The sequence below is a fragment of the Microbacterium sp. NPDC057659 genome (assembly GCF_042799915.1).
Lineage (GTDB): Bacteria > Actinomycetota > Actinomycetes > Actinomycetales > Microbacteriaceae > Microbacterium.
Genome location: NZ_JBHVHU010000001.1, coordinates 318,964 through 341,773, shown reverse-complemented (window position 1 = coordinate 341,773; position 22,810 = coordinate 318,964). Strand labels below are relative to the sequence as shown.

Genomic DNA, 22,810 nt, shown 5'->3' with positions numbered 1-22,810 from the left:
CGAGCCGACGATGGAGTCATGTCCGAAACCACCACCTCCCTCGTCCCTCTCGGTGCCAAGACCCCGACGACGCACGACCGGGTGGGCTGGACGGCGCTGACCGCACTGGCCCCCGCAGTGTGGGGCACGACCTACATCGTGACCACGCACCTGCTGCCGGAGGGGCACCCCCTCTTCGCCGCCATGATGCGCGCGCTCCCCGCAGGGCTCATCGCCCTGCTGATCGCACGTCAGTTGCCGCGCGGGTCGTGGTGGTGGAAGAGCCTGGTGCTCGGAACCCTGAACATGGGCGCGTTCTTCCCGCTCCTCTTCCTGACCGCCCAGCAGCTGCCCGGAGGCGTCGCCGCCACCCTCGGCGCGGCGCAGCCCATCGTGATCGCCTTCCTCGCCGTCGCGATCCTGCACGAGAGGCTCTCGCGCTGGCGAGTCGCCTGGGGTGTGCTCGGCATGGTCGGCGTCGCCTTCGTCGTACTCGGTCCCGATGCGGCTCTGTCGCCGCTGGGCGTCCTCGCGGGCCTCGCTGGAGCGATGTCGATGGGCACCGGTGTCGTGCTCACCAAGAAGTGGGGCCGCCCCGAAGGCGTGTCAGCCGTCGGGCTGGCGGGGTGGCAGCTCACCGCCGGCGGCCTGGTGCTCCTGGTGCCCGCCCTGCTCATCGACGGCGTGCCCGACGAGCTCGACGGCGCAGCTTGGCTCGGCTATGCCTGGCTCGGCCTCGTCGGCGCCCTTCTGACGTACACGATCTGGTTCAACGGCATCCGCCGCCTCCCCGTCACCGCGACCGCACTGCTCGGGCTTCTCTCCCCGCTTGTCGCGGCGACGCTCGGCGCGGTGATCGCCGGCGAAGCTCTCACCCCGATCCAGCTGCTCGGCTTCGCGATCGCTCTCACGGCGATGCTCGCCGGCCAGCTCCCGTCGCCGAAGCAGAGGACGCGCGAGTCATGAGAATCGCATCCCCGGCACGGATCCGACCGGGCCGTTACCGCTGACTCAGCGCGTCGCGTAGAACGCGACCGCGGATGCCGCGGCCACGTTCAGCGAGTCCACGCCGCTCATCATCGGGATGATGACGCGCCGATCGAGCATCGCCTCGGTCGCTCCGGTGAGTCCGTCGCCCTCGTTCCCGAACATCAGCGCGAGCCGCGCCGGTCCCTCGGCGACCAGGTCGTCGAGGGGGACCGCGCCCTCGCCCAGCGTCATCCCCGCGAGCAGGTATCCGGCATCCTTCAGCTCTTCGATGCCACGCGCCCAGTCGTCGACCCTGGTCCACGGCACCTGGAAGACCGTCCCCATGGAGACCCGCACAGACCGCCGGTACAGCGGATCCGCACACGCCGGCGACACCAGCACAGCATCGATGCCGAGTGCCGCCGCTGACCGGAACAGCGCCCCGACGTTGAGAAGGGTCGTAATTCGTTCTAACGCGAATATTGGTGCACCGACTCGGGGTCGAAGCGCTGGCAGGACCACCGTTCGTCGGTCGTTCCCCAGGTCAGCGACCCGTTTCGAATGACTGTGATCGGGATGCCGGAGAAGACGTGTTCAATAAGGGTATGCCGTCAGCGACCTCTTCAACTCTTCAAGTTGTTCTCGATGGTGAGGTTCGTCGGCCTGGTTCGAGTGACGAACGTCGCGGATGAGGTCGAGCATCAGCGGGCGACGCTGTTTTCCGTCTGCGCGCAGGTCTTCGAGGAAGAGGCGAGTAGGCGGTTGCTGATCCGTTCGCGCCCTGGGCTTCAAGCTGCTGTGGGCGCACTCGGGACCGACGACGTACTCGTGATCGTGCGCGTCAAGCACCTCGCGCAGAACTTCGTCGACGGGTGGCGCGTCCTGCTCGACCTGCTTCGACAAGGCACGCCAGTTCGAGTGCTAGAGGGAAGTGACGCCGGCAGTTACAGGGCGGAATCTGAGTTCAGCGCCAATGCGCGAGAGATCACGCGGATGGAGGCGAAGATGCGGAGCGACGACATCAAGCGCGGTATGGAGGACGCTCGACAGCGCGGCTCCGTGATCGGCCGTCCGCGAGTTGTGGACGAGGAAGTCCGGTTGGCGATTCTGTCCCATCGGCACGAAGGAACGTCACTTCGCTCGATCGCGCGGAACGTCGGCGTCTCCGTGGGCACCGTTCACGCCGTCGTAGCCAATGCCTAGCGACGAGCACGTCAGGGCATGTCTTCACATCAGAGTCAGCCCACCTGCTGGACGGTCGCATCCCGACCTGCCGCGATCCGGAACGGACGCAGCCGAGCGAGCAGCCACGCGCCGCGACGACGTTCCCGGCGCAGAGTCCACACGCGGAGCGTCGCACGGGTCTCGCGACGGGACGCGACGAGCGCGACATGGATGGGTCCGAGGCTCACACGGGTGCTCGTCATGCCTTCATCCTCCCAGGGTGGACAAGCCGTCGATTTCAGCATCGGCCAACTCATGCAGATGCAGCACGCGACCGGTCGTCCACGACTCCCGGATCCCAATACCCGAGGCCGGCAGAATAGCCGAGCACGGCTCGGCGGGACTCAGGATTGGCCGACCGCTAGCGTTCCCTAGGATCGAATCGTGAACCGACGAGCCGCATGGACAGTGATCGCTGCCATTGTTGCCTTTGCTCTCTTCTGCATGAGCGTGCTGCTATGGGGATCCTGGTGGCGATTTCCAGGAATGCCAACCGCCGAAGAATGGTCGGCGCTCTTCGGCGCGACCGCGCTGATCGCTCTCGGGTTCGCTTGGTACCAGATCCGCCAGGTCGATCAATCCAACAAGGCCCTGATCGCCTCCAACGAACATTCCCAGCACGTGAACGTAGAAGCAGTCAGACCGCGCGTTCAGGTTGCGCTTCGCGCTGACCGGACCGTCTTGAAAGAGCGAGGCGGTCCCGTCACGGGGACTCTGTACATCGCCGTGCGCAACATCGGCGTGAGCCCCGCGATTAACGTGAAGCTGCGCGTGTCGCCTCCGTTCACGTCCTTGGAGACCTTCTTCAAGCCCGGAATGATGGGCCAGCACTTCGAGGAAGTGAACCGGGTGTTCAACGGCGAAACTGCCTTTCCGACGCTGAACCCGGGGAACTCTTACATCTGGTTCCTGGGACGCGCACCCGAGCTCTTCGAAGAATCTGCGCACATTCCCCGTCGCTGGACCGTCGAGGCGGAGTACACCGGCACGATATCGGACAAACCTTTCCACGACACGTTCATCTTGGATCTGGACGTCGAGAAGCGCATAGAGCTCCCGGTGGACCCGCTGATTCGCATCGGGAAAGACATTCAGGTCGTGGGCGAGAAGCTGGAGCGCATCAGGAACGCGACGCCCCGAACCTTCAACTTGGGCGAAGAGACGTTGGCAACGCTCCGCCGACCTCAATCAGCCCTCAGACCGCGCCTTCGCATGCGTCAACGTCAAATCAGGGGACGCATCGATCCGTAGATGAAGTTCAGGAGTCGCTCGCCCGCGAGGCGACCCACGTCAGTAGCTGCCTGCAGTCCAGTAGGCATACAGCTCGCCGGCATCCGTAATGCCCCTTCGATAGCCGATAGCCGACATCCACCCGACGGCGATCTCGCAGAGCTCGCCGGTCGTGGACGCAAGCTGATCCAACGTCATGGGTTGATCGACTGGACTCAACCGATGAAAGGCCGCGCTCCATTTCGCCCAATGATCCGCCAGGTATCGGTCCCACTTGTCAGGAACCAGTCGAGGAACCACCGGAGCGGCGGCGTCATCCAGCCCGACTTCCGCAGACAGGTACGCGATGACCCGTATGAACGCGCTGACGGCATGATCGCTCGCCTCCGCGTGTTTGGCAATGTCTGCACGCCAACCTCTGCTTGCGGCCGCCAGCGCGGATGACAGGTGATCGAGTGCGCCTGGCAGACCTTCAACATGAGAGTACGGCGAGAGGATGTTCTGACGCACATGTCGCTCAATGCGAAAATCATCGATGTCGCGAGCCACGATGTGCGACCACCCCGCCGCTGAGGGGTCGAGGTCAGCGAGCTCACGATACACCTCGGCGTTCTCGCCTCGAGTCATGAGAAGCGCGTGACCAGCTTCATGTCGCCCGAGATGCCTTGCGGTGGCAAGGGCATGTTCGACCACCTCTTCAAGTGAGTCCGACTCGATGGGCGGGAAGGCCAGGTTGCTCGCGTCGAGGATGAAAAGGAAGGTTCCATCTCCCTGAGGCAATGTGAGGCCGCCGACGTAACCCGCGCCGCGGGTCGTCGTGTACCCAAACTGCTGAGATCGATGATCCAGTGCGTTTACAGTGGCGCTCAGATCGCCTGTCAGAATCAGTCGCCAGCGGCTGGGATCGGGCATCAACGCAAGAATCTGGGTCGCGATCTCGCCGAGAAGGTTGTACCTGTCAATCAGAAGACCCAATGCCAAGTTGAGCACCTGGCTTTCTCCGACATGTTCAAGCGTCACTGTGAACTCCCGTGCCGCGTCGCCCTTCTCATCCATGCTTCCGTCTTAGCCGGTGCCTCCGACGTTCAATGTCCGAACCGCTTCCTAGAGTGTCTGTGTGACCCAACTCGCAACTGTCGTGAACGTGATGATCGCCTCCCCATCGGACATCCCCGCCGCACGAGACGCCGTCGATCGGGCGCTACGGAGTTGGAACAGCACCAACACGCCTGGCCGCGGGTTCGTTCTGCACCCACTTCGCTGGGAGACCGACTCCGTGCCGATGCTCGGGCACCACCCGCAAGCCATCCTCAATGAGCAGCTCCTCGCCAAAGCCGATATCGTCATCGCACTTTTCGGGAGTCGCGTCGGGAGCGAGACGCCGAACAGCATCTCCGGCACCGTCGAAGAGATCGAAGGCGCTGTCGCGAACGGGAAGCCAGTGCACCTCTACTTCTCCGAAGCACCCCATCCCGCCGATGTCGACCTGGCCCAGCTCCAGGCGCTGAGGGACTTCCGCGCTGCGCTGCAGGAGAGGGGCCTGTACGGGAGTTTCGAGAACGAGGACGAACTCCTGACGAAGGTCTGGAGCGCGGTCGAGATGGACCTTCGAGACATCATCCAGCCGCTCCACACGACCCCCTCACGGCCCGCTCCGCCAAGTGAGCGGTTCCTCATCCAGGGCCAGAGGGAACGTGAGCCCAAGGTGGATGGCAAGGGCCGCGTCCGGTATGAAACCCGCCGCTGGGTCGAAATCACAAACCGAGGGTCCGATGATGTGACCGACGTCGTGATGGAAGCGGCGAGCGACGGGATGCTGCTTCCGGGATGGGAGCAGCCAAGAACAGTGCACGCCGGGCAGAAGCAGACCGCAGCGTACTGGCTCCACATGGGCGGCGGAGTGCCACGCGTCCGTCTGAAGTGGATGGAGAACGGTGAACCACAGAGCAAGGAATACGACATCTAACATACGGATGACGCTCTCTCAGAGCAGCGACGAGAAGCGGAACGTCGATGCGTCGAAGACCACGTAACTCGACGTTGCTGCCGTGGCAGTTTGTCGCGTAGGCGTTCCAGCGTTGGCGCATGTTCTCGGCCCCGTCGGCCTTGCCGACGTAGTGACGGCCGTCGCGCGTGCCGGTGATGAGCAGGTACCGATGACTGACGACAGCGCCGTTCGCCACGCGGCATGGCAGTGCTCGCGCATGATCCGCGGGCCTTGTCGCGTAGCCTGTCGGTAAGGTCGCTGGCTGCTTTCATTCACACAGCCGGCGTATCCGGCAAGAAGTCTGTGAGTGCCAATACGCTGATGGCATGAAGACGCTGAAGGTTGAGCTGACCAACTGCCACGGGATCCGATCGCTCGACGCGAAGCTGGACTTTGGCGGCAAGAACGCGGTTGCGATTTACGCACCCAACGGCACGATGAAGACGTCGTTCGCCCGTACTTTCAAGGACTTTGCCAAGGGCGAGGAAACCGTCGACCATGTGTTCCCTGACCGCGCATCCTCACGCTCCATCACCGATGAGTACGGTCAGTCGCCCGACCCGGATGACGTTGCTGTCGTTCTCTCCTATGACGAGGAACTGGGGCCGACGGAATCCACGTCGACGCTGCTCGTCAATCCGGCGCTGCGCAAGGAGTACGAGGCGCTCCAGGAGTCTCTGCTCGACGCCAGGGACGCTCTGGTAGTTGCACTGGCCACCCAGGCGGGGACGAAGCAGGACGTCATCGCGACTGTCTCCCGCGTCTTCACGCAGAACGAGGACAAATTCTTCGACGCACTCATTCGCGTCGAGTACGAGATCGAACAGCTCGATGACGCGCGGTTCGCCGATCTGCCGCACGACCTCCTCTTCAACGACAAGGTGGCCACGGCGCTCAAGGGTGCCGGTGTTCAGGCGCAACTCGCGGACTACGTGACCAGGCTCAATCAGCTATTGGACGAGTCGACCTTTTTCAACCGCACTTCATTCTCGTACTACAACGCGACCAACGTGACCAAGAGCCTCGGAGCCAACGGCTTCTTCCAGGCGCAGCACTCGTTGCTGCTGCACGGCGAGGACGAGCCGCGCCGGATCACAAGTGATGCCGACCTGCAGGCGCTCATCACGGAAGAAAAGGCGCGGATCAGTGACGACGCCGCACTGCGCAAGAAGCTGGACGGCGTCGAGCGCGCCGTCCAGCGCAACGAGGACACGAGGAAGTTCTTCGAGTTCATCGCCAATCGGGAAGATCTCCTTCCGGAGTTCGCCAACGTCGAGAACTTCCACCAGGACGTGTGGAAGTCGTACCTCAAGGCACACGAAGAGGCCTTCAAGCGAGTCGTGGAGTGCTACAAGGAGACAGAGGTGCGCCGCAAGGAGATCGAGCGGCAGGCGGCGACCGAGAGCACCCAGTGGGACAACGTCATTCGGATCTTCAACGAGCGATTTTTCGTGCCCTTCACCCTCCGGGCGGAGAACAAGCACCGCGTCGCGCTCGGACAGGAGACCATGCTCAAGCTGGTCTTCGAGTTCAACGACGGCAACGAATCCGCAGGCGTCGAACGGGACGAACTGCTATCAGTGCTGAGCAACGGGGAGAAGAAGGCGCTCTACATCCTCAACGTTCTCTTCGAGATGGAGGCGCGCAAGGCGTCGGGGCGAGAGACAATCTTCGTCATCGACGACCTCGCCGACTCTTTCGACTACAAGAACAAGTACGCCATCATCCAGTACTTGAAGGAGATGTCTGATCACGCCAACTTCAAGCTGATTCTTCTGACGCACAACTTCGACTTCTTCCGCACTCTGCTCAGCCGCGGCGTCGTCGGTTACAACAAGTGTTTCATGGCGCAGAAGGGCGAGGGTAAGGTCACGCTCGCCCAGGCCAGCCACGTTAGGAACCCGTTTATCAACGGCTTCAAGCAGAATTTCTTCGACGACGGCATGCAGCGCATCGCCTCGATCCCTTTCGTTCGCAACATCCTCGAGTACACGAGGGGCGAGGACGACCCCGACTACCTGACGCTGACCTCGCTGCTGCATTGGAAGGCAGATTCCGCGTCCATCGACAACGCCGAGCTCGACCGGATCTTCAACGAGACGTTCCAGGTGAGCGAGAAGAAGTCGTGGAATACCGGTGACAGACCGGTGATCGACCTTCTGCTCGAGCAGGCCGAAGCGGCGCTCGGCGCTGCGGAGGGCATCAACTTCGAAAACAAGATCGTGCTCTCGATCGCCACACGCATGGTTGCGGAGAAGCACATGGTGGAGGAGCTGGCGGACCTCGCCTTCACCGATGGAATCACGGGGAACCAGACCCACGCCTTGTTCCAGGCTTTCAAGAGCCGTGAGCACGGCACCGCGGACTCTCTCCGCGCTCTCGACGACGTGGTGCTCATGACCCCAGAGAACATCCACGTGAACTCGTTCATGTACGAACCGATCATCGACCTCTCGGACACGGCCCTTCGGGAGCTCTACAGGCGGGTCAAGGAGCTCGCGGAATGAGAAGCGTCGACAATGCACTTCCTTCAGGTCCTGCGAGAAGAGCATTCTGAGCGCGTCGCATACGACGCCACGTCCCAGTGCCGGGTCAGGGCATCGATCAGGACTGACTCGTGGACGTGTCGGAATCACTTGGTCGCATAGAACGTGACAGCCGAAGCAGCCGCGACGTTCAGCGAGTCCACGCCGCCCATCATCGGAATCGTCACGCGGCGATCGAGCAGCGCATCGGTGCGAGCGGTGATCCCGAATCCCTCGGAGCCGAACACAAGAGCGAGCCTCTCGTGGTCCTCAGCGACGAGCTCATCCAACGTGATCGCACCCTCTCCCAACGTCATCCCGGCGACCACGTAGCCGGCGTCCTTGAGAACGTCCATGCCTGAGGGCCATTCAGGGATGCGCGTCCATGGAACCTGGAACACGGTGCCCATCGAGACCCGGACGGAGCGGCGATAGAGGGGGTCGGCGCAGTCGGGCGTGACGAGGACTGCATTCACGCCCAGCGCAGCGGCAGATCTGAACAGAGCCCCGACGTTCGTATGATCGGTCACGTCTTCCAAGATCGCGATGCGAGATCGATTCTTGGCTTGTGGTGTTTTGGAATACCTCACGTTGGCGTGATCCGTCAGCCCCTCCAGCACGGCCACGCGGGAACGCACCGGCAAACCCTCGACCAGTCGAGACACGGACGGCAGTTCCGGCCTGTGCATGGCCGCCAGCGCCCCGCGATGCACCGCGAACCCGGTGAGAGCCTCCGACACGGCATCAGGAACGACGAAGACCGTGGTCCCGTCCGGAACCATCACGCGCACCTGATCGACCCATTTCTGCTGCACCAGAACCGATCGCGGTCGGTGCCCGGCCGCCAGCGCGCGCTCGATCACCTTCGGCGATTCAGCCATGTAGAGCCCGCGCTCGGTCTCCTGCGCTCGCCGTAGCGCGACATCCGTGAGGGAGCGGTAGTCGTCGAGCCGCGGGTCGTCGGGGTCGTCGACGGCGATGAGATGCATACGACCATCTTCCCGCCACAGGGACGTGACCCTAGACTCGCTGAGTGGACACGGGGGCGAGCGAAGAGCAGATAGACGGGGCCGCAGCGGTATTGGAGGGGCGCCGCACCGCGGTGCTCACCGGAGCGGGGATCTCCACGGATTCCGGCATCCCGGCCTATCGCGGGGCCGGGGCGCGTACGAGGGCGAACCCGATGACGATCCAGACCTACCTCGGCGACGAGGCTGCTCGCCGCCGGTACTGGGTGGGCGGTCACCTCGGCTGGCGCACGTTCACCTCCGTGCAGCCGAACTCCGGGCACCGCGCGCTCGCGACGATGGAACGCGCCGGCGCGGTGACCGGCGTCGTCACGCAGAACGTCGACGGCCTGCACCTCGGTGCGGGCAGCACGCGCGTGGTCGAGATCCACGGCACGATGCGCCGCGTGCTGTGCCTGGACTGCCGTCAGATCTTCGACCGTCGCGATGTCGGGATGCGCATCGAAGAGCTCAATCCCTGGATCACGGTTCCCGAGAACATCGTCATGAATCCTGACGGTGACGTCGCTCCGGAGAGCACGGATGGCTTCGTCATCCCGCCGTGCACGGTCTGCGGAGGCATGCTGAAACCCGATGTCGTCTTCTTCGGCGAGTACGTACCCGCCGACCGATTCCGCATCTCGGAGTCGCTCGTGCACGCATCGGATGCCCTCCTGGTCGCGGGCACCTCGCTCACGGTGAACTCCGGCATCCGCGTGATCGAGCGCGCCCGCCGGCGCGGCTTGCCGATCGTCCTGGTGAACCAGGAGCCGACGAGGGCGGATGCCTGGGCCGACGCGGTCGTGCGCGGCGGCACGAGCGAGGTCCTCTCAGGTCTCGCCGCTAGGCTCGCCGGGTGACCCTTCTGACTCTTGTGCGCCACGGCCAGACCGACTGGAACCTGGAGGGCCGCATTCAGGGGTCCACCGACATCCCGCTGAACGACACTGGGCGAGCACAGGCACGGCGCGCGGCCGCGCAACTCTCGGGGCTGCGCTTCGACCATGTCTACGCCAGCCCTCTGACGCGCGCGCAGGAGACCGCCTCGATCATCGCGGAACAGCTGGGCCTGCCGTCGCCGGTGCTCACCCGCGGCATGCGCGAGCACGAGTTCGGCGAGGCGGAAGGGCTGCTCTGGGAGCAGTACAAGGAGCGCTTTCCCGGCAGTCGCGACGACATCCCCGGGGCCGAGACGGCGCAGCAGCTCACGACTCGGGCGCTGGACTCGCTCGCCCGTATCGACCGTGCGGCCCGGCGTCGCTCGGCTCCGCGTGGTGAGTCGGTGCTCGTCTGCACGCACGGAGGAGTGATCAGGGCTCTGCTCGAGCACACCTCCGGCGGGGCGCTGCCCGCCCCGGGCGAGCGGATCGCGAATGGCTCCGCGTACACGTTCGCGATGGATGGCGGAGGGCTGCGTCTGCTCGACGCCGTGCCCGCCTGAGCATCACGGCTCCGTCACATTCTCGTGACGGCCCCGCGAATTCGGTTAGTGTTCACTAACCCGAACTGCGAGGACCTGCTGCGATGACGAGCACGAGCACGGCGCGTGACCGCGCCAAGGCCGAGCGCACGGATGCGCTCCTGGAGGCGGCGGCGAGGCTGTTCGCGGCGCGCGGCTACTCCGGCGTGAGCCTGGAGGAGATCGGCGCGGCCGTGGGCATCTCCGGGCCCGCCGTGTACCGGCACTTCCCGGGCAAGCAGGCGCTGCTGGGCGCGGTTCTCACACAGGTGAGCGCCGATCTCGTCAGCGGCGGCACCCGTGTCGCCGAAGAGGCCGCGGACGCCCCGAGCCGGATGCGTGCCCTCATCGGCTTCCACGTCGAGTTCGCCCTCGGCAACGCAGACGTCATCCGCGTTCAGGATCGGGACGTCGCTCACCTGGCCGATGCCGACCGCGCCGAGGTGCGTCGTCTGCAGCGCACCTACATCGACCTCTGGATCGACGCTCTCACCCAGTTGCGCGAGGGCAGCCCTGAGGACCAGCGACTGCGGGTGCAGGCATGCTTCGGCCTGATCAACTCCACGCCGCACTCGACCCGGTCGTCCGCGCGTGCGCACGCCGAGACGGCGCGGGTGCTGTCGGCGATGGCGCTCTCCGCACTCCTCGCCGACAGCACCGTCGACTGACCGTCGCGCTCAGTAGAGCATCGCGCGGCCGGGCTGCTCGAGGATGTCCGCGACGTCCTTCAGGAACCTCGCCCCCTCGGCGCCATCCACCAGACGATGGTCGAAGGACACGCTCAGCGTCATCATCTGACGCAGCGCGATCTCACCCCGGTACTCCCACGGCTGCCGGCGTACGGCGCCGACGGCGAGGATGCCGGACTGGCCAGGAGGCAGGATCGGCGTTCCCGCGTCGATGCCGAACACGCCGATGTTGGTGATGGAGAACGTGCCGCCCGCGAGCTCCGCCGGGCTGGTCTTCCCTGAGCGCGCGGTCGCCGTCAGCGCCTGCAGCGCATCGGCGATGCCCGCGAGCCCGAGACGCTCCGCATTGCGGATGTTCGGCACGATCAGGCCCCGCTCGGTGGCCGCTGCGATGCCGAGATCCACGTAGTGGTACTGCACGATCTCGCCGGCAGCCTCATCCCAATGCGCATTGAGCGAGGGGTTGCGCTGCAGCGCAAGGCAGACCGCCTTCGCGATCAGCACCAGCGGGCCGATCCTGTGGTCCGAGAGGCTGCGGTCGGCCTTCAGCTCGGCGATCAGGTCCATCATCGCCGTGACGTCCACCGTGTGGAAGCAGGTCACGTGCGGAGCCGTGAACGCGCTCTGCACCATCGCCGCCGCCGTGTGCTTGCGCACGCCGCGGATCGGGATGCGGGTCTCGCGAGCGCCGTCCGCGAGGGCCGACGCCTCGGCGGACGGGGCTGAGGCCGGCGCAGTGGTTGCGACCGGCGCGGCGCCGACGCGCTCAGCGTAGGCATCCACATCGGCGCGCGTGATCACCCTGTCGCCGAGCTCCGCGGCAACGAGCGTCAGGTCGACGCCGAGTCGCTTGGCGTGCGCACGGACCGGCGGGGTCGATCGCGGGCGCTCCCCCACCACCGGCTCCGAAGGCGCCTCGGGCAGCACGTCGTGCGGCGCTGCTTCGATCACCGCGGCATCGGCGACGACAGCGGGAACAGCGCCGGAGCGACGTGTCCGACGCGCAGGGCGACCGGAGGCCGCGGGAGCGGCCCCGTAGCCGACGAGGTTCGGCTGCGCCTTCTCCTCGGACGGCGCCTCGGGCGCGGCATCCTCGGCCCCCTCCACCTCGAAGGCGATCAGGGGCGCACCGACGGCGATCGTCTCGCCGGCGTCTGCGTGCAGCGACGACACCGTGCCCTCATAGGGCGAGGGCAGCTCGACGACGGCCTTGGCCGTCTCGACCTCAGCCAGCGTCTGATTGAGCGCGACGGTGTCCCCGGGCTGCACCATCCACTGCACCACTTCGGCCTCGGTGAGCCCCTCACCGAGGTCGGGAAGACGGAACTCCGCGATCATGCCTGCTCCCCCATCGCTCCGGTGAGGCTGTTCGGACGATCCATCACCCGGTCTACCGCATCCAGGATGCGATCCAGGTCTGGCAGGTGGAACTTCTCGAGCTTGGCGGGCGGGTAGGGGATGTCGTGCCCGGTGACCCGCAGCGGGGCGGACTCCAGGTACTCGAAGCAGTGCTCGGTGATGCTCGCGATCACCTCGGCCGCCAGCCCCGCCTCGCGGGATGCCTCGTGGGCGACGACCACGCGGCCGGTGCGCCGCACGGCGGCATCCACGGTGTCGTAGTCGATCGGCGACAGCGCGCGCAGGTCGATGACCTCGAGAGAGGTGCCCTCATCGGCAGCCGCCTCAGCAGCGTCGAGCGCGGTCTGCACCATCGCACCGTAGGTGATGATCGTGGCATCCGTGCCTGGCCGGACCACCTTCGCCAGGCCCATCGGCGGAGCGTCCGCGATCGGAGCCTCCAGATCGACCTCGCCCTTGTGGTGGTACAGCCGCTTCGGCTCGAAGAAGATGACGGGATCGTCGCTGGCGATCGCCTGCTGCAGGCAGCGATAGGCGTCCTGAGGGTTGGAGACCGCGATAACCCGCAGTCCCGCCGTGTGCACGAAGTACGCCTCGGGCGACTCGGAGTGGTGCTCGGCAGCGCCGATACCACCGGCCCACGGGATGCGGATCGTGATCGGCATCTTCACGCGGCCCTGGGTGCGGTAGTGCAGCTTCGCGACCTGCGAGACGATCTGGTCGAAGCCGGGGTACACGAAGCCGTCGAACTGGATCTCGACCACAGGCCGGTATCCGCGGAAGGCGAGCCCGACAGCCGTGCCGATGATGCCGGACTCGGCGAGCGGGGTGTCGATCACGCGCTTCGCGCCGAACTCGTCCTTCAGTCCGTCGGTGATCCGGAACACGCCACCAAGGGTGCCGATGTCCTCGCCGAGCAGGACGACCTTCTCATCGTTCTTCATGGCCTGACGCAGGCCGGCGTTCAGCGCCTTGCCCAGTGTGATCTCCGACATCTCAGGCCCCCTCGAAGCTCGCGAGGTACGCAGCGTACTCGTCGCGCTCACGCTCCAGGCCGGTGTGCGGCTCGGCGTACACGCCGTCGAACACGGACAGCGCCGGACGGGTCACCATGCCCAGGCACGCAGCGCGCATGTCCCGGGCGAGCACGTCGGCGTCGGCCTGCGCCTCGGCGGCCTGCTCGTCCGAGAGCTCGCCTGCTGCACGCAGGTGCGCCTCGACGCGCGTGATCGGGTCGCGGCGGCGCCAGCTCTCCAGTTCCGCATCGTCACGGTAGCGCTTCGGGTCGTCGGCGGTCGTGTGCGGACCCATCCGGTAGGTCACCGTCTCGATGTACGCAGGCCCCTTGCCGGAGCGGGCGTGCTCGAGCGCCCAGCGCATCGCCGCAAGGCAGGCCAGCACGTCATTGCCATCGACCCGCATGCTGGGGATGCCGAACCCCGGAGCGCGCCCGGCGAGCGGGAACTGCGACTGCAGCCCGACCGGCTCGGAGATCGCCCAGTGGTTGTTCTGGCAGACGAAGACGACGGGCACGTGGTACGACGCGGCGAAGACCATCGCCTCGTTCACGTCGCCTTGGCTGGTCGCGCCGTCCCCGAAGTAGGTGATCGCCACCTCATCGGTGCCGTCGTGCTGGATGCCGAGCGCGTAGCCGACGGCGTGCAGGGTCTGCGCGCCGATGATGATCTGCAGCGGAGCGACGTTCAGGTCGGCCGGGTCGAAGGCAGACCCCTCCTCACCCCGCCACATGCGCACGTAGTCGCCGGGCTGAGCGCCGCGGGCCAGCAGCACGCCGTGCTCGCGGTAGCTGGGGAACACGAAGTCCTGCGGGGCCAGCGCGCGGGCCGTGCCGATCTGCGCGGCCTCCTGCCCCTGACAGGGCGCCCACAGACCCAGCTGTCCCTGGCGCTGCAGAGCCACGCCTTCCGAGTCGACGCGGCGGAGGACGATCATGTCGCGATACAGCGCGCGCAGCTGCGCGGCGTCCACCTCGGCGACATAGGGGTCGAGCTGCGGATTCGGCACGCGAGTACCGTCCGGAGCGAGGATGCGCTCGGCGAGATCAAGATCTGATTCGACGAGTGGCGTGGTGTGCGATGACATCGGTGTCCTCCTGACGTGGGTGCCCTTGTGGGGCTTTCACGGGGCGCGACGGCGGTGTCGGCCTCTTTCTGAAGGGTACGTCCGTTTCACACGTCGCTCAAGCATTCTGGATGGCGCTGAGCATGTTGCCCAATGAGCACGGTCAGGTTCCTGCTATAGTGTGACACTATGCCTGGACTCGACCGAATCGACCTCGATCTGCTCTCCGCCCTCGCGGAGGACCCCCGTGTGACCATCGTGGCGCTCGCGGAGAAGCTCGGTCTGTCCCGCAACACCATCCAGGCGCGGATGGCGCGGTTGGACGAGTCGGGCGTCTTCCAGTCCTACGAGCGGTCGTTCTCGACCGAGGTGCTCGGCTTCCCCCTGCAGGCCTTCATCAGCATCGGCGTGCGCCAGACCGAGCTGCCGAGGATCACGGCCGAACTGGCACGGATCCCAGAGGTGGTTCAGGCTCACGGGCTGAGCGGATCGATCGACCTGCTCGCCAGGGTCGCGTGCCGCGACGCCCGCCACCTCTTCGACACGGATGCGCGCATCTTGTCGATCGAGGGAGTCGAGCGCACCGAGACGTCGCTCGCAATGGGCGAAGTCATCCCGTTCCGCGCGGCGGGGCTGATCGGGCTCGCGCGACGGGAGGCCTGATCAGGCGCGCGATCCGGCGGGCAGTCTCAGGAACCTGCGGATCGCACCGGCGGCCTCGGCCGGGGTCTCGTAGTGGATCAGGTGGCCGACCTCGGCGATCTCGACGAGCTCGGCGTCGGGGAACATCGTCGCCAGTCGACGCTCGTCCTCGATCGGCGTGATGTCATCGCGCTGCGCGGCGACCAGGAGGGTCGGCACCTCGATGACCGGCGCGAACGCGCGGACGTCGTGCGAGACGCTCGTGACGAATGCGTCGTGCAGCACGTCGCGATCGGCGAAGCGCGAGAAGTAGGTGTCGTGCTGATCGTGGATGAAGCGCCGAAGTCCGGGATCCGATGTCTTCGCCATGGTCAGGCTCATCACTCGCACGATCAAGCCGTTGCGCAGCAGCGCGGTGCCGATGCGCTCCGGAAGCCTCGCGCCGAGCGCGTAGTACATCACGGCCAGGCGCGTCATCACGCCCTTGGGCCCGGCGAGGGCCGGCGCGCCGATCGGGTTGATCAGGATCAGGCGCGGCGTCTCCAGGCCGCCGGCCACCGCTGCGGACGCCACGATCGAGCCGAACGAGTGCCCGAGGATGACCGCGCCCGGTGCGACCGCCCTCGCGAACTCGGTCAGCCAGCCGGCGTACGCCCCCAGGTCGTGGTCCTTTCCCGGGAGCGGCGCGGTCTCGCCGAAGCCGGGCAGGTCGGGCGAGATGACCCGCACGTCGGGCAGGAAGGCGACCACGGGCTCGAGGCCATGGTGCTCACCGCGGAAGCCGTGCACGGCGATGATCGTCGTCGCCGCGTGCTCCGGCCCGTACACCCAGTACGCCGTCGCGCCCCCGGCGACCTGCGCCTCTCGGCGCTCGACCGGGATGCTGCTCAGGCGTGCGGCGTATGGGGATGCGGGCATGCTTCGAGTCTATGGTGGCCGCCCGACATCACCGCTCCTGGGCATGCCGTCCCGGGAATGTCCGATCCCTTCCCTACCGTGGAGCCATGGCACCCGAACAGCTTCTCCCCCAGTGGCTGACCCGAGTCGGTGTGTTCGACCTCGAGACCACCGGTGTCGACGTCGAGTCCGATCGGATCGTCACCGCGCATGTCGGCGTCCTCGACGCCCGAGGCCGCGAGATCGCAGCGCGCACCTGGCTCGCCGATCCCGGAGTCCTCATCCCCGAGGGCGCGACCGCCGTCCACGGCATCACGACCGAGCACGCCCGCGCGCACGGCCGCCCCGTCGCCGAGGTGGTCGAGCAGATCACCCGTGCGCTGCGGTCGCTGTTCGCGCAGGGTGTGCCGGTGGTCGCGTACAACGCCTCCTACGACTTCTCCCTGCTCGCGCATGAGGCTCGAAGGCACGGCATCTCGCCACTCGAACAGCCCGGACCGGTGATCGACCCGCTCGTGATCGACAAGGCTTACGACCGGTACCGTCCAGGCAAGCGCACGCTCGAGGTCGTCGCCGCGCACTACGCCGTGCCGCTGGACGGTGCGCACGAGGCATCGGCCGACGCGATCGCCGCAGGACGTGTGGCCCAGGCGCTCGCACGGGAGTTCGCCCTGCCCGAGACCGCCGGAGAGCTGCACACCCAGCAGATCGGCTGGGCCCGTGCGCAGGCGGCGAGTCTCACGGAGTACTTCGTGAAGATCGGCCGCATCGAACCCGAGGAGAAGCTCGACGGCACCTGGCCCGTGCGGGAGGCCGCCGACGCCGAGAAGTCCGCCTGAAGGGGGATGTCCGAGGCCTCCTGGCAGGCCTAGCCTGGGCAGATGGACGACGTGATCGGCTGGGCGGTCATCGCAGTGTGGCTGACGATGCCTGTCGTCGCAGTCGCTCTGGCGTTCCGTTGGATCCTCTCGACCAAGCCCGTCGAGGACAAGTACGAGAACGGTGGGGGCGGGTTCGCCGGCGGTCTCGACGCCGTCTTCTCCCCCACCGCCTACGAGGCGGGGATGGAGCGCGACCGTCAGACCCAGCGCACTGCGCCGGCACCGGCGCCCGGTGACCCGCCCTGGACGATCGGCGACGGACGCATCCGCATCGACGTCTGACCACCGGCGCCCGGATACGAAGAAGGCCCCGCCGAGGCGGGGCCTTCCGTGGAGATTCGCCTTACTTGGCGGAACCGCCGAAGTTCTTGAAGCGCTGGTTGAACTTCTCGACGCGACCGGCCGAGTCCATGATGCGCTGCTTGCCCGTGTAGAAGGGGTGCGAGGCCGAGGAGATCTCGACGTCGATCACCGGGTACTCCACACCGTCGAGCTCGATGGTCTTGTCGCTGGTGACGGTGGAGCGGGTGAGGAAGGTCTCGCCCGAGCCGAGGTCGCGGAACACGACGGCCTGGTAGTCGGGGTGGATGTCAGTCTTCATGGGATTCCTTACGTGGTGCCCTGGATTCTGCCAGGGGCGAGGGAAGTCTGCGGTGCGAATGCACCAAGGATCGATTCTAGCAGACGGCCGTCAGGATGCTGCGCGTGCGGCGTATCGCCCGCCGTCAGCCGTCAGCACGATCGGCATTCCGAATGCGGTGCTGAGGTTCTCCGCGGTCAGGGTCTCCGCGATCGGTCCGGCGGCGACGACCCCGCCATCGCGCAGGAGCAGCACGTGGGTGAATCCGACCGGGATCTCCTCGACGTGGTGGGTGACCATGATCATCGCCGGCGTCGTCGGCGATGAGGCGTAGCCGCTGAGCAGGCCCAGCAGCTCCTCGCGCGAACCGAGGTCGAGGCTCGAGGTCGGCTCGTCGAGCAGCAGCAGCTCGGGGTCGGTCATGATCGCGCGAGCGATCTGGACACGCTTCTGCTCGCCATCGCTGAGAGTGCCGAACAGGCGGTCGGCAAGGTGGTCGAGATGCCATTCGGCGAGCACGCGCATCGCCTGGCGCTCGTCGATGTCCTCGTACTCCTCGTTCCAGCGGCCGAGCACCGAGTAGGCGGCCGTGAGCACGGCGTTCAGCACGGTCTCGTCGCGGGGCACGCGACGAGCCATCGCGCTGGATGCGAAACCGATCCTGGGGCGCAGTTCGAACACGTCCGTGCGTCCGAGGGTCTCCCCCAGGATGTCCACGGTGCCCGAAGTCGGATGCAGCAGCGTGTCGGCGAGCTGCAGCAGGGTGGTCTTGCCGGCACCGTTCGGGCCGAGCACCACCCAGCGCTGATCGTCCGAGACCTCCCAGGTCACGTGATCGACGATGTTGCGCCCTTCGCGGCGCACGACGACATCGGTGAATTCCAGAGCACTCGGCATGGGGCCAGCCTATCGGCTCAGCCGAGCAGCTCCGCGTACAGCGCCCGGGTCGTGTCGGCGATCGCACCCCAACTGAACTGCGCGCGGGCGCGCTCGCGCCCTGCCTCGCCGTACTCGCGCGCGCGTGCGGGATCGGAGACGACCTCCGTGAGCACGGCGGCGAGATCGGCGACGTACCGCTCCGGATCCACGGGCGTGCCTGTACCGTCCTGCGCCTGATCGATCGGCACCAGCCGGCCGGTGACACCGTCGTCGACGACTTCCGGGATGCCGCCGGTCGCTGTTCCGACGACCGCAGCGCCGCACGCCATCGCTTCGAGGTTCACGATGCCGAGGGGCTCGTAGATCGACGGGCACACGAAGGTGGTCGCGGCGGTGAGGATCGCCGAGAGCTCGTCGCGGGGCAGCATCCGATCGATCCAGATGACGCCCTCCCTCGTGTGCTGCAGCAGGCGGACGAGATCCTGCACCTCCGACATGATCTCCGGGGTGTCCGGTGCACCCGCGCACAGCACGAGCTGCACGTCGGGCGGAAGCTCCGCAGCAGCGCGCAGCAGATAGGGCAGACCCTTCTGCCTGGTGATCCGTCCGACGAACACGACCGACGGGCGGGCCACGTCCATGCCGACGCTCTGCAGGAACGCGTCGTCCTCCACCGGCCGCCATCGCTCCACGTCGATGCCGTTGTGGATCACGCGGACACGCGCCGGGTCGACCTGCGGATAGCTCCGCAGGATGTCGCTGCGCATTCCTGCGCTGACCGCGATGATCGCGGCGGCGTTCTCATAGGCGAGCTTCTCCACGCCGCTCGAGACGGCGTAGCCGCCGCCGAGCTGCTCGGCCTTCCACGGGCGCAGCGGCTCGAGGCTGTGCGCGGTGAGCACGTGCGGGATGCCGTGCAGCTGCGAGGCGAGATGTCCCGCGAAGTTCGCGTACCAGGTGTGACTGTGCACGACGTCGGCGCCCGCGATGTCTCCGACCATGGCCAGATCGGTGCCGAGCGTCTGCAGCGCGGGGTTCGCGCCGGCCAGCTCGACGGGCGTCCGATATGCCGTCGTCCCCGGCTCCTCACGGTTCGCGCCGAAGGCCCGCACCTCCACGTCGATGCTCCGTCGGAGAGCCGCCACGAGCTCCGCGACATGCACGCCTGCACCCCCGTAGATCTCCGGCGGGTACTCCTTCGTCACGACATCGACTCGCATAGTCGGAACGCTAGTACATCTCGTCTTCCGCCCTCTATGGTGGAGCCATGTCGGCACCCAAGAAGGTTTTCGGGATCATCCTCGCCGGCGGCGAGGGCAAGCGGCTGATGCCTCTGACGGCCGATCGCGCCAAACCGGCGGTGCCCTTCGGCGGACAGTACCGACTCATCGATTTCGCCGTCTCGAACCTCATCAACTCCGGGCTGCGACAGATCGTCGTGCTCACGCAGTACAAGTCGCACAGTCTCGACCGGCACATCACCCAGACCTGGCGGATGTCCGCCCTGCTGGATTCCTACATCACCTCGGTGCCCGCCCAGCAGCGGCTCGGCAAGCGCTGGTTCTCCGGCTCGGCCGATGCGATCCTGCAGAGCCTGAATCTCATCAACGACGAGCGCCCCGACATCGTCGTCGTCATCGGCGCCGACCACGTCTACCGGATGGACTTCCAGCAGATGGTGGACGCGCACATCGCCTCAGGTGCGGCCGCCACGGTCGCCGGCATCCGTCAGCCGCTCGCACTCGCCTCGCAGTTCGGCGTCATCGACGCCGACGCCGAGACCGGGCGCATCCGGCAGTTCCTCGAGAAGCCGACGGATGCCACGGGACTGGACGATTCGCCGAACGAGGTGCTCGCGTCGATGGGCAACTACGTCTTCGACGCGGACGCGCTGGTGGCCGCGGTCGAGGCCGACGGCGAACTGGCCACCTCGGGTCACGACATGGGCGGCGACATCGTGCCGTACTTCGTCTCGCGGGGCGAGGCCGGCTACTACGACATGAAGCAGAACGACGTGCCCGGGTCGTCGCCGCGCGACCGCGCCTACTGGCGGGACGTGGGCACGATCGACTCGTTCTTCGACGCGCACATGGATCTGATCTCGACCCTGCCGGTGTTCAACCTGTACAACACCGCGTGGCCGATCCGCACCCAGTCGGTGAACGCCCCGCCTGCGAAGTTCGTGCGTGACGCGGTGGGTCGCATCGGCAACGCGATCGATTCGATCGTGTCGCAGGGTTCCGTGCTCTCCGGCACGCATCTGGAGCGCAGCGTCGTCGGACCGGGGACCCTCGCCTCCGGCGGATCGACCATCACCGATTCGGTGCTGTTCGACAACGTGCACGTCGGGCAGGGTGCCAGGGTGCACCGTGCCGTGCTGGACAAGAACGTCGTCCTCGAGGACGGTGCGACCGTCGGCGTCGACCGCGAGCGCGACATCGAGCGCGGGTTCACCGTCACCGAGTCCGGTCTCACCGTCGTCGGCAAGGGACTTCGCATCCCCCGCTGACCGCTACGCTCGGACGGTGACCGCTGCGCGCTTCCTCGTCGTCCTCGATGCCGATTCCACCCTGATCCAGGATGAGGTGATCGAGCTGCTCGCCGAGGAGGCCGGTCGCCGCGCCGAGGTGCAGTCGGCGACCGAGGCGGCGATGCGCGGCGAGGTCGATTTCGCGACCAGCCTGCGCTCGCGGGTGGCGGCCCTGGCCGGTGTGCCCACGACCTCGTTCGACCGGGTACTGGCGCGGGTGCGGCCCACGCCCGGTGTGCGCGAGCTGACGGCCGCCGTGCACGAGCGCGGCGGAGTCGTCGGCGTCGTCTCCGGTGGCTTCCACGAGATCCTGGATGGCGTCGCCCCCGGTCTTGGCGTGGATCGCTGGCGGGCGAACCGCCTGATCGTCGCCGACGGAGCGCTCAGCGGCGGGGTCGACGGCGAGATCGTCGACGCCGAGGCCAAGGCCTCGTCCCTGCTCGCCTGGGCCGCCGAACTCGGCGTTCCGGCATCCCGCACCGTCGCGATCGGCGACGGTGCGAACGATCTGCGGATGATGGCGGTCGCGGGCCTCGGTCTGGCGTTCAATGCGAAGCCGGCGGTGCGTGCCGCAGCCTCGCTGGTGGTCGGCTCGCAGGACCTGTCGCAGGTCATTCCGCTGCTCCCCTAGCCGATGTCGGTCGTCGACGTTAGCGTCGGGTCATGGACATCATCCTCGTACCCGGCCTCTGGCTCGACGCCTCCTCATGGGACCCGGTGCTGCACGCGCTGAAGACCGCCGGCCATCGCCCCTTCGCCATGACGATGCCCGGTGTCGGAGCCCCAGCATCCGAGTCCTCGGAGATCGGCATGGCCGACTGGGTCGACGCCGTCGTCGCCCGCATCGATGAGGCGGAGGAGCCCGTCGTGCTGGTCGGCCACTCCGGCGGCGGCAACGTCGTGTGGGGCGCTGCCGACGCCCGCCCCGAGCGGGTCCGCCGCGTCGTCTTCGTCGACACCGTGCCGCCGTATCCTGGCGGCTCGATCAGTGAGTTCCCGCTCGTCGAAGGCGTCGTGCCGTTCCCGGGCTGGGACTTCTTCCCGGACGAGGACGTGTACGACCTCGACGCCGAGACGAGGGCGCGCACCGCACCACTCACCCGGAGCGTGCCTGCTCGTGTGCCGACCGATCCGATCGATCTCACCAGGGAGAGCAGGCACGGCGTGCCGGTCACGCTGCTGATGGGCGGCCTCGATCAGGACGAGTTCGAGGCTCAGATCGGCGAGTGGGGTCCGTACGGCGAGGAGTACAAGTCGATCGCCGACACCGAGGTCGTGAAGATCGGCTCGGGGCACTGGCCGCAGTTCTCCGCGCCGGAGCGTCTCTCCGAGCTCCTGGTCGCCGCCGTCGACCGCTGATCGGGAGGGCGTCCCTAAGCCCTGACAGCCGCGGCTTAGGGACGCGCCGGAGGACGGGCCAGGTAGGCGGTCTTCTCGTCGGGTGAGAAGCCGCAGGTGCGATAGAAGGCGTGCGTCGCAGCCGACTTCGAGCTGGTGAGGAGCATCGCCTTGTAGCATCCGGCCGCCCAGGCGGCGTCCAGCGTCGCCGTCAAGATGGCCTTGCCCAGGCCGGTCCCCCGATGATCCTCATCGACGACCACATTCTCGATCACGGCGTATGGTGAGGCGCCACGACTCAGGTTCGGCACGACATTCAGGTAGGTCGTCGCGAGGACGGCTCCGTCCTGTTCGAGTACGAACAGTGTCAGCCACGGCGCACTGAGGATCGCGTCGAACACGACACGGTCCTCCCCGTGCGCGAGCACAGGGTCGTTCGGCTGCAGCTGCCGGTAGAGGCCGACGATCGCATCGAAGTCTTCGGCATCGGCTTCTCGTACCGATGTGCGGCCCGTTCCGCCCGCCGCGCCGCTCAGCGCGTCGTTCATCACGC

Annotated in this window: 26 protein-coding genes; 14 read left to right on the top strand and 12 right to left on the bottom strand. The window is 66.8% G+C overall.

What is annotated here, in order from left to right:
- The first annotated feature begins 18 nt into the window (after nt 1-18).
- Entirely contained in the window at nt 19-945 is a 927-nt protein-coding gene (locus ACFVAE_RS01670; RefSeq protein WP_378887264.1) for an EamA family transporter, read from the top strand.
- A gap of 45 nt (nt 946-990) precedes the next feature.
- Here ACFVAE_RS01670 and ACFVAE_RS01665 read toward each other — a convergent pair whose 3' ends face one another.
- The gene (locus ACFVAE_RS01665) at nt 991-1,470 is read right to left on the bottom strand and encodes a TrmH family RNA methyltransferase (protein WP_378887262.1); all 480 of its coding nucleotides are present in this window, start codon (nt 1,468-1,470) and stop codon (nt 991-993) included.
- Nucleotides 1,471-1,593: 123 nt separating this feature from the next.
- Between ACFVAE_RS01665 and ACFVAE_RS01660 the strand changes: the two genes are divergently transcribed.
- Entirely contained in the window at nt 1,594-2,151 is a 558-nt protein-coding gene (locus ACFVAE_RS01660; RefSeq protein WP_378887260.1) for a recombinase family protein, read from the top strand.
- Nucleotides 2,152-2,186: 35 nt separating this feature from the next.
- Here the strand turns inward: ACFVAE_RS01660 and ACFVAE_RS01655 are convergent, their stop codons facing one another.
- Entirely contained in the window at nt 2,187-2,375 is a 189-nt protein-coding gene (locus ACFVAE_RS01655; RefSeq protein ID WP_378887258.1) for a hypothetical protein, read from the bottom strand.
- Between the two features lie 181 nt (nt 2,376-2,556).
- Here ACFVAE_RS01655 and ACFVAE_RS01650 point away from each other — a divergent pair, with 181 nt between their 5' ends.
- A complete protein-coding gene (locus tag ACFVAE_RS01650) occupies nt 2,557-3,423 on the top strand; it encodes a hypothetical protein (RefSeq protein ID WP_378887256.1) in 867 nt (288 codons plus the stop codon).
- 39 nt (nt 3,424-3,462) lie between these two features.
- Here ACFVAE_RS01650 and ACFVAE_RS01645 read toward each other — a convergent pair whose 3' ends face one another.
- Nucleotides 3,463-4,458 (bottom strand): hypothetical protein, encoded by a 996-nt coding sequence (locus tag ACFVAE_RS01645; RefSeq protein WP_378887254.1) that lies wholly within the window; start codon nt 4,456-4,458, stop codon nt 3,463-3,465.
- Nucleotides 4,459-4,519: 61 nt separating this feature from the next.
- Here ACFVAE_RS01645 and ACFVAE_RS01640 point away from each other — a divergent pair, with 61 nt between their 5' ends.
- Together ACFVAE_RS01640 and ACFVAE_RS01635 are read left to right on the top strand one after the other, a co-directional pair.
- Nucleotides 4,520-5,368, top strand: coding sequence for a DUF4062 domain-containing protein (locus ACFVAE_RS01640; protein ID WP_378887253.1), 849 nt, complete (start codon nt 4,520-4,522; stop codon nt 5,366-5,368).
- 347 nt (nt 5,369-5,715) lie between these two features.
- Entirely contained in the window at nt 5,716-7,896 is a 2,181-nt protein-coding gene (locus ACFVAE_RS01635) for a hypothetical protein (protein WP_378887251.1), read from the top strand.
- A gap of 125 nt (nt 7,897-8,021) precedes the next feature.
- Here the strand turns inward: ACFVAE_RS01635 and ACFVAE_RS01630 are convergent, their stop codons facing one another.
- Nucleotides 8,022-8,903: a TrmH family RNA methyltransferase gene (locus ACFVAE_RS01630; protein WP_378887249.1), complete on the bottom strand. Its 882-nt coding sequence runs from the start codon at nt 8,901-8,903 to the stop codon at nt 8,022-8,024.
- Between the two features lie 44 nt (nt 8,904-8,947).
- Here ACFVAE_RS01630 and ACFVAE_RS01625 point away from each other — a divergent pair, with 44 nt between their 5' ends.
- The 3 genes from ACFVAE_RS01625 (at nt 8,948) to ACFVAE_RS01615 (ending at nt 11,048) form a co-directional block, all read left to right on the top strand.
- Nucleotides 8,948-9,781, top strand: coding sequence for a Sir2 family NAD-dependent protein deacetylase (locus ACFVAE_RS01625; protein WP_378887247.1), 834 nt, complete (start codon nt 8,948-8,950; stop codon nt 9,779-9,781).
- Nucleotides 9,778-10,362, top strand: a complete 585-nt coding sequence (locus tag ACFVAE_RS01620; protein ID WP_378887245.1) for a histidine phosphatase family protein — start codon at nt 9,778-9,780, stop codon at nt 10,360-10,362. The genes ACFVAE_RS01625 and ACFVAE_RS01620 overlap by 4 nt, the downstream gene beginning before the upstream one ends.
- Nucleotides 10,363-10,445: 83 nt before the next feature.
- The gene (locus tag ACFVAE_RS01615; RefSeq protein WP_378887243.1) at nt 10,446-11,048 is read left to right on the top strand and encodes a TetR/AcrR family transcriptional regulator; all 603 of its coding nucleotides are present in this window, start codon (nt 10,446-10,448) and stop codon (nt 11,046-11,048) included.
- 9 nt (nt 11,049-11,057) lie between these two features.
- Here the strand turns inward: ACFVAE_RS01615 and ACFVAE_RS01610 are convergent, their stop codons facing one another.
- The 3 genes from ACFVAE_RS01610 to pdhA are packed head-to-tail and all read right to left on the bottom strand — an operon-like array spanning nt 11,058 to nt 14,531.
- A complete protein-coding gene (locus ACFVAE_RS01610) occupies nt 11,058-12,407 on the bottom strand; it encodes a dihydrolipoamide acetyltransferase family protein (RefSeq protein WP_378887241.1) in 1,350 nt (449 codons plus the stop codon).
- Nucleotides 12,404-13,423, bottom strand: coding sequence for an alpha-ketoacid dehydrogenase subunit beta (locus ACFVAE_RS01605; RefSeq protein WP_378887239.1), 1,020 nt, complete (start codon nt 13,421-13,423; stop codon nt 12,404-12,406). The genes ACFVAE_RS01610 and ACFVAE_RS01605 overlap by 4 nt, the downstream gene beginning before the upstream one ends.
- A 1-nt stretch (nt 13,424) precedes the next feature.
- A complete protein-coding gene (pdhA, locus tag ACFVAE_RS01600) occupies nt 13,425-14,531 on the bottom strand; it encodes a pyruvate dehydrogenase (acetyl-transferring) E1 component subunit alpha (protein WP_378887237.1) in 1,107 nt (368 codons plus the stop codon).
- A 168-nt stretch (nt 14,532-14,699) separates the two neighbouring features.
- Between pdhA and ACFVAE_RS01595 the strand changes: the two genes are divergently transcribed.
- Complete coding sequence (locus ACFVAE_RS01595; protein ID WP_378858937.1) at nt 14,700-15,173, top strand: Lrp/AsnC family transcriptional regulator; 474 nt, start codon at nt 14,700-14,702, stop codon at nt 15,171-15,173.
- Here the strand turns inward: ACFVAE_RS01595 and ACFVAE_RS01590 are convergent, their stop codons facing one another.
- Entirely contained in the window at nt 15,174-16,070 is an 897-nt protein-coding gene (locus tag ACFVAE_RS01590) for an alpha/beta fold hydrolase (RefSeq protein WP_378887235.1), read from the bottom strand. It abuts the gene before it with no gap.
- Nucleotides 16,071-16,156: 86 nt separating this feature from the next.
- Here ACFVAE_RS01590 and ACFVAE_RS01585 point away from each other — a divergent pair, with 86 nt between their 5' ends.
- On the top strand, nt 16,157-16,888 hold the full coding sequence (locus ACFVAE_RS01585) for a 3'-5' exonuclease (RefSeq protein WP_378887233.1): 732 nt from the start codon (nt 16,157-16,159) through the stop codon (nt 16,886-16,888).
- Between the two features lie 42 nt (nt 16,889-16,930).
- Entirely contained in the window at nt 16,931-17,212 is a 282-nt protein-coding gene (locus ACFVAE_RS01580; RefSeq protein ID WP_378887231.1) for a hypothetical protein, read from the top strand.
- A 61-nt stretch (nt 17,213-17,273) separates the two neighbouring features.
- Here ACFVAE_RS01580 and ACFVAE_RS01575 read toward each other — a convergent pair whose 3' ends face one another.
- The 3 genes from ACFVAE_RS01575 to glgA all read right to left on the bottom strand — a co-directional run bounded on the left by ACFVAE_RS01575 (nt 17,274) and on the right by glgA (nt 19,609).
- A complete protein-coding gene (locus tag ACFVAE_RS01575; RefSeq protein ID WP_157312653.1) occupies nt 17,274-17,531 on the bottom strand; it encodes a type B 50S ribosomal protein L31 in 258 nt (85 codons plus the stop codon).
- 90 nt (nt 17,532-17,621) lie between these two features.
- A complete protein-coding gene (locus tag ACFVAE_RS01570; protein WP_378887229.1) occupies nt 17,622-18,407 on the bottom strand; it encodes an ABC transporter ATP-binding protein in 786 nt (261 codons plus the stop codon).
- A gap of 17 nt (nt 18,408-18,424) precedes the next feature.
- Nucleotides 18,425-19,609: a glycogen synthase gene (gene glgA / locus ACFVAE_RS01565; RefSeq protein WP_378887227.1), complete on the bottom strand. Its 1,185-nt coding sequence runs from the start codon at nt 19,607-19,609 to the stop codon at nt 18,425-18,427.
- Between the two features lie 47 nt (nt 19,610-19,656).
- Here glgA and glgC point away from each other — a divergent pair, with 47 nt between their 5' ends.
- The 3 genes from glgC to ACFVAE_RS01550 are packed head-to-tail and all read left to right on the top strand — an operon-like array spanning nt 19,657 to nt 22,278.
- Nucleotides 19,657-20,898: a glucose-1-phosphate adenylyltransferase gene (gene glgC, locus ACFVAE_RS01560; RefSeq protein WP_378887225.1), complete on the top strand. Its 1,242-nt coding sequence runs from the start codon at nt 19,657-19,659 to the stop codon at nt 20,896-20,898.
- Between the two features lie 16 nt (nt 20,899-20,914).
- A complete protein-coding gene (gene serB, locus ACFVAE_RS01555) occupies nt 20,915-21,550 on the top strand; it encodes a phosphoserine phosphatase SerB (RefSeq protein ID WP_378887223.1) in 636 nt (211 codons plus the stop codon).
- A 32-nt stretch (nt 21,551-21,582) separates the two neighbouring features.
- Nucleotides 21,583-22,278: an alpha/beta fold hydrolase gene (locus tag ACFVAE_RS01550; RefSeq protein ID WP_378887221.1), complete on the top strand. Its 696-nt coding sequence runs from the start codon at nt 21,583-21,585 to the stop codon at nt 22,276-22,278.
- Nucleotides 22,279-22,313: 35 nt separating this feature from the next.
- Here the strand turns inward: ACFVAE_RS01550 and ACFVAE_RS01545 are convergent, their stop codons facing one another.
- Nucleotides 22,314-22,805 (bottom strand): GNAT family N-acetyltransferase, encoded by a 492-nt coding sequence (locus ACFVAE_RS01545; protein WP_378887219.1) that lies wholly within the window; start codon nt 22,803-22,805, stop codon nt 22,314-22,316.
- Nucleotides 22,806-22,810: the final 5 nt, after the last annotated feature.

Coding starts and splice junctions, on each gene's coding strand:
- ACFVAE_RS01670 (WP_378887264.1), top strand. CDS start 19: ATGTCCGAAACCACCACCTCCCTCGTCCCTCTCGGTGCCAAGACCCCG.
- ACFVAE_RS01660 (WP_378887260.1), top strand. CDS start 1,594: ATGGTGAGGTTCGTCGGCCTGGTTCGAGTGACGAACGTCGCGGATGAG.
- ACFVAE_RS01655 (WP_378887258.1), bottom strand. CDS start 2,375: ATGACGAGCACCCGTGTGAGCCTCGGACCCATCCATGTCGCGCTCGTC.
- ACFVAE_RS01645 (WP_378887254.1), bottom strand. CDS start 4,458: ATGGATGAGAAGGGCGACGCGGCACGGGAGTTCACAGTGACGCTTGAA.
- ACFVAE_RS01635 (WP_378887251.1), top strand. CDS start 5,716: ATGAAGACGCTGAAGGTTGAGCTGACCAACTGCCACGGGATCCGATCG.
- ACFVAE_RS01630 (WP_378887249.1), bottom strand. CDS start 8,903: ATGCATCTCATCGCCGTCGACGACCCCGACGACCCGCGGCTCGACGAC.
- ACFVAE_RS01615 (WP_378887243.1), top strand. CDS start 10,446: ATGACGAGCACGAGCACGGCGCGTGACCGCGCCAAGGCCGAGCGCACG.
- ACFVAE_RS01610 (WP_378887241.1), bottom strand. CDS start 12,407: ATGATCGCGGAGTTCCGTCTTCCCGACCTCGGTGAGGGGCTCACCGAG.
- ACFVAE_RS01605 (WP_378887239.1), bottom strand. CDS start 13,423: ATGTCGGAGATCACACTGGGCAAGGCGCTGAACGCCGGCCTGCGTCAG.
- pdhA (WP_378887237.1), bottom strand. CDS start 14,531: ATGTCATCGCACACCACGCCACTCGTCGAATCAGATCTTGATCTCGCC.
- ACFVAE_RS01595 (WP_378858937.1), top strand. CDS start 14,700: ATGCCTGGACTCGACCGAATCGACCTCGATCTGCTCTCCGCCCTCGCG.
- ACFVAE_RS01590 (WP_378887235.1), bottom strand. CDS start 16,070: ATGCCCGCATCCCCATACGCCGCACGCCTGAGCAGCATCCCGGTCGAG.
- ACFVAE_RS01585 (WP_378887233.1), top strand. CDS start 16,157: ATGGCACCCGAACAGCTTCTCCCCCAGTGGCTGACCCGAGTCGGTGTG.
- ACFVAE_RS01580 (WP_378887231.1), top strand. CDS start 16,931: ATGGACGACGTGATCGGCTGGGCGGTCATCGCAGTGTGGCTGACGATG.
- ACFVAE_RS01575 (WP_157312653.1), bottom strand. CDS start 17,531: ATGAAGACTGACATCCACCCCGACTACCAGGCCGTCGTGTTCCGCGAC.
- ACFVAE_RS01570 (WP_378887229.1), bottom strand. CDS start 18,407: ATGCCGAGTGCTCTGGAATTCACCGATGTCGTCGTGCGCCGCGAAGGG.
- glgA (WP_378887227.1), bottom strand. CDS start 19,609: ATGCGAGTCGATGTCGTGACGAAGGAGTACCCGCCGGAGATCTACGGG.
- glgC (WP_378887225.1), top strand. CDS start 19,657: ATGTCGGCACCCAAGAAGGTTTTCGGGATCATCCTCGCCGGCGGCGAG.
- ACFVAE_RS01550 (WP_378887221.1), top strand. CDS start 21,583: ATGGACATCATCCTCGTACCCGGCCTCTGGCTCGACGCCTCCTCATGG.
- ACFVAE_RS01545 (WP_378887219.1), bottom strand. CDS start 22,805: ATGAACGACGCGCTGAGCGGCGCGGCGGGCGGAACGGGCCGCACATCG.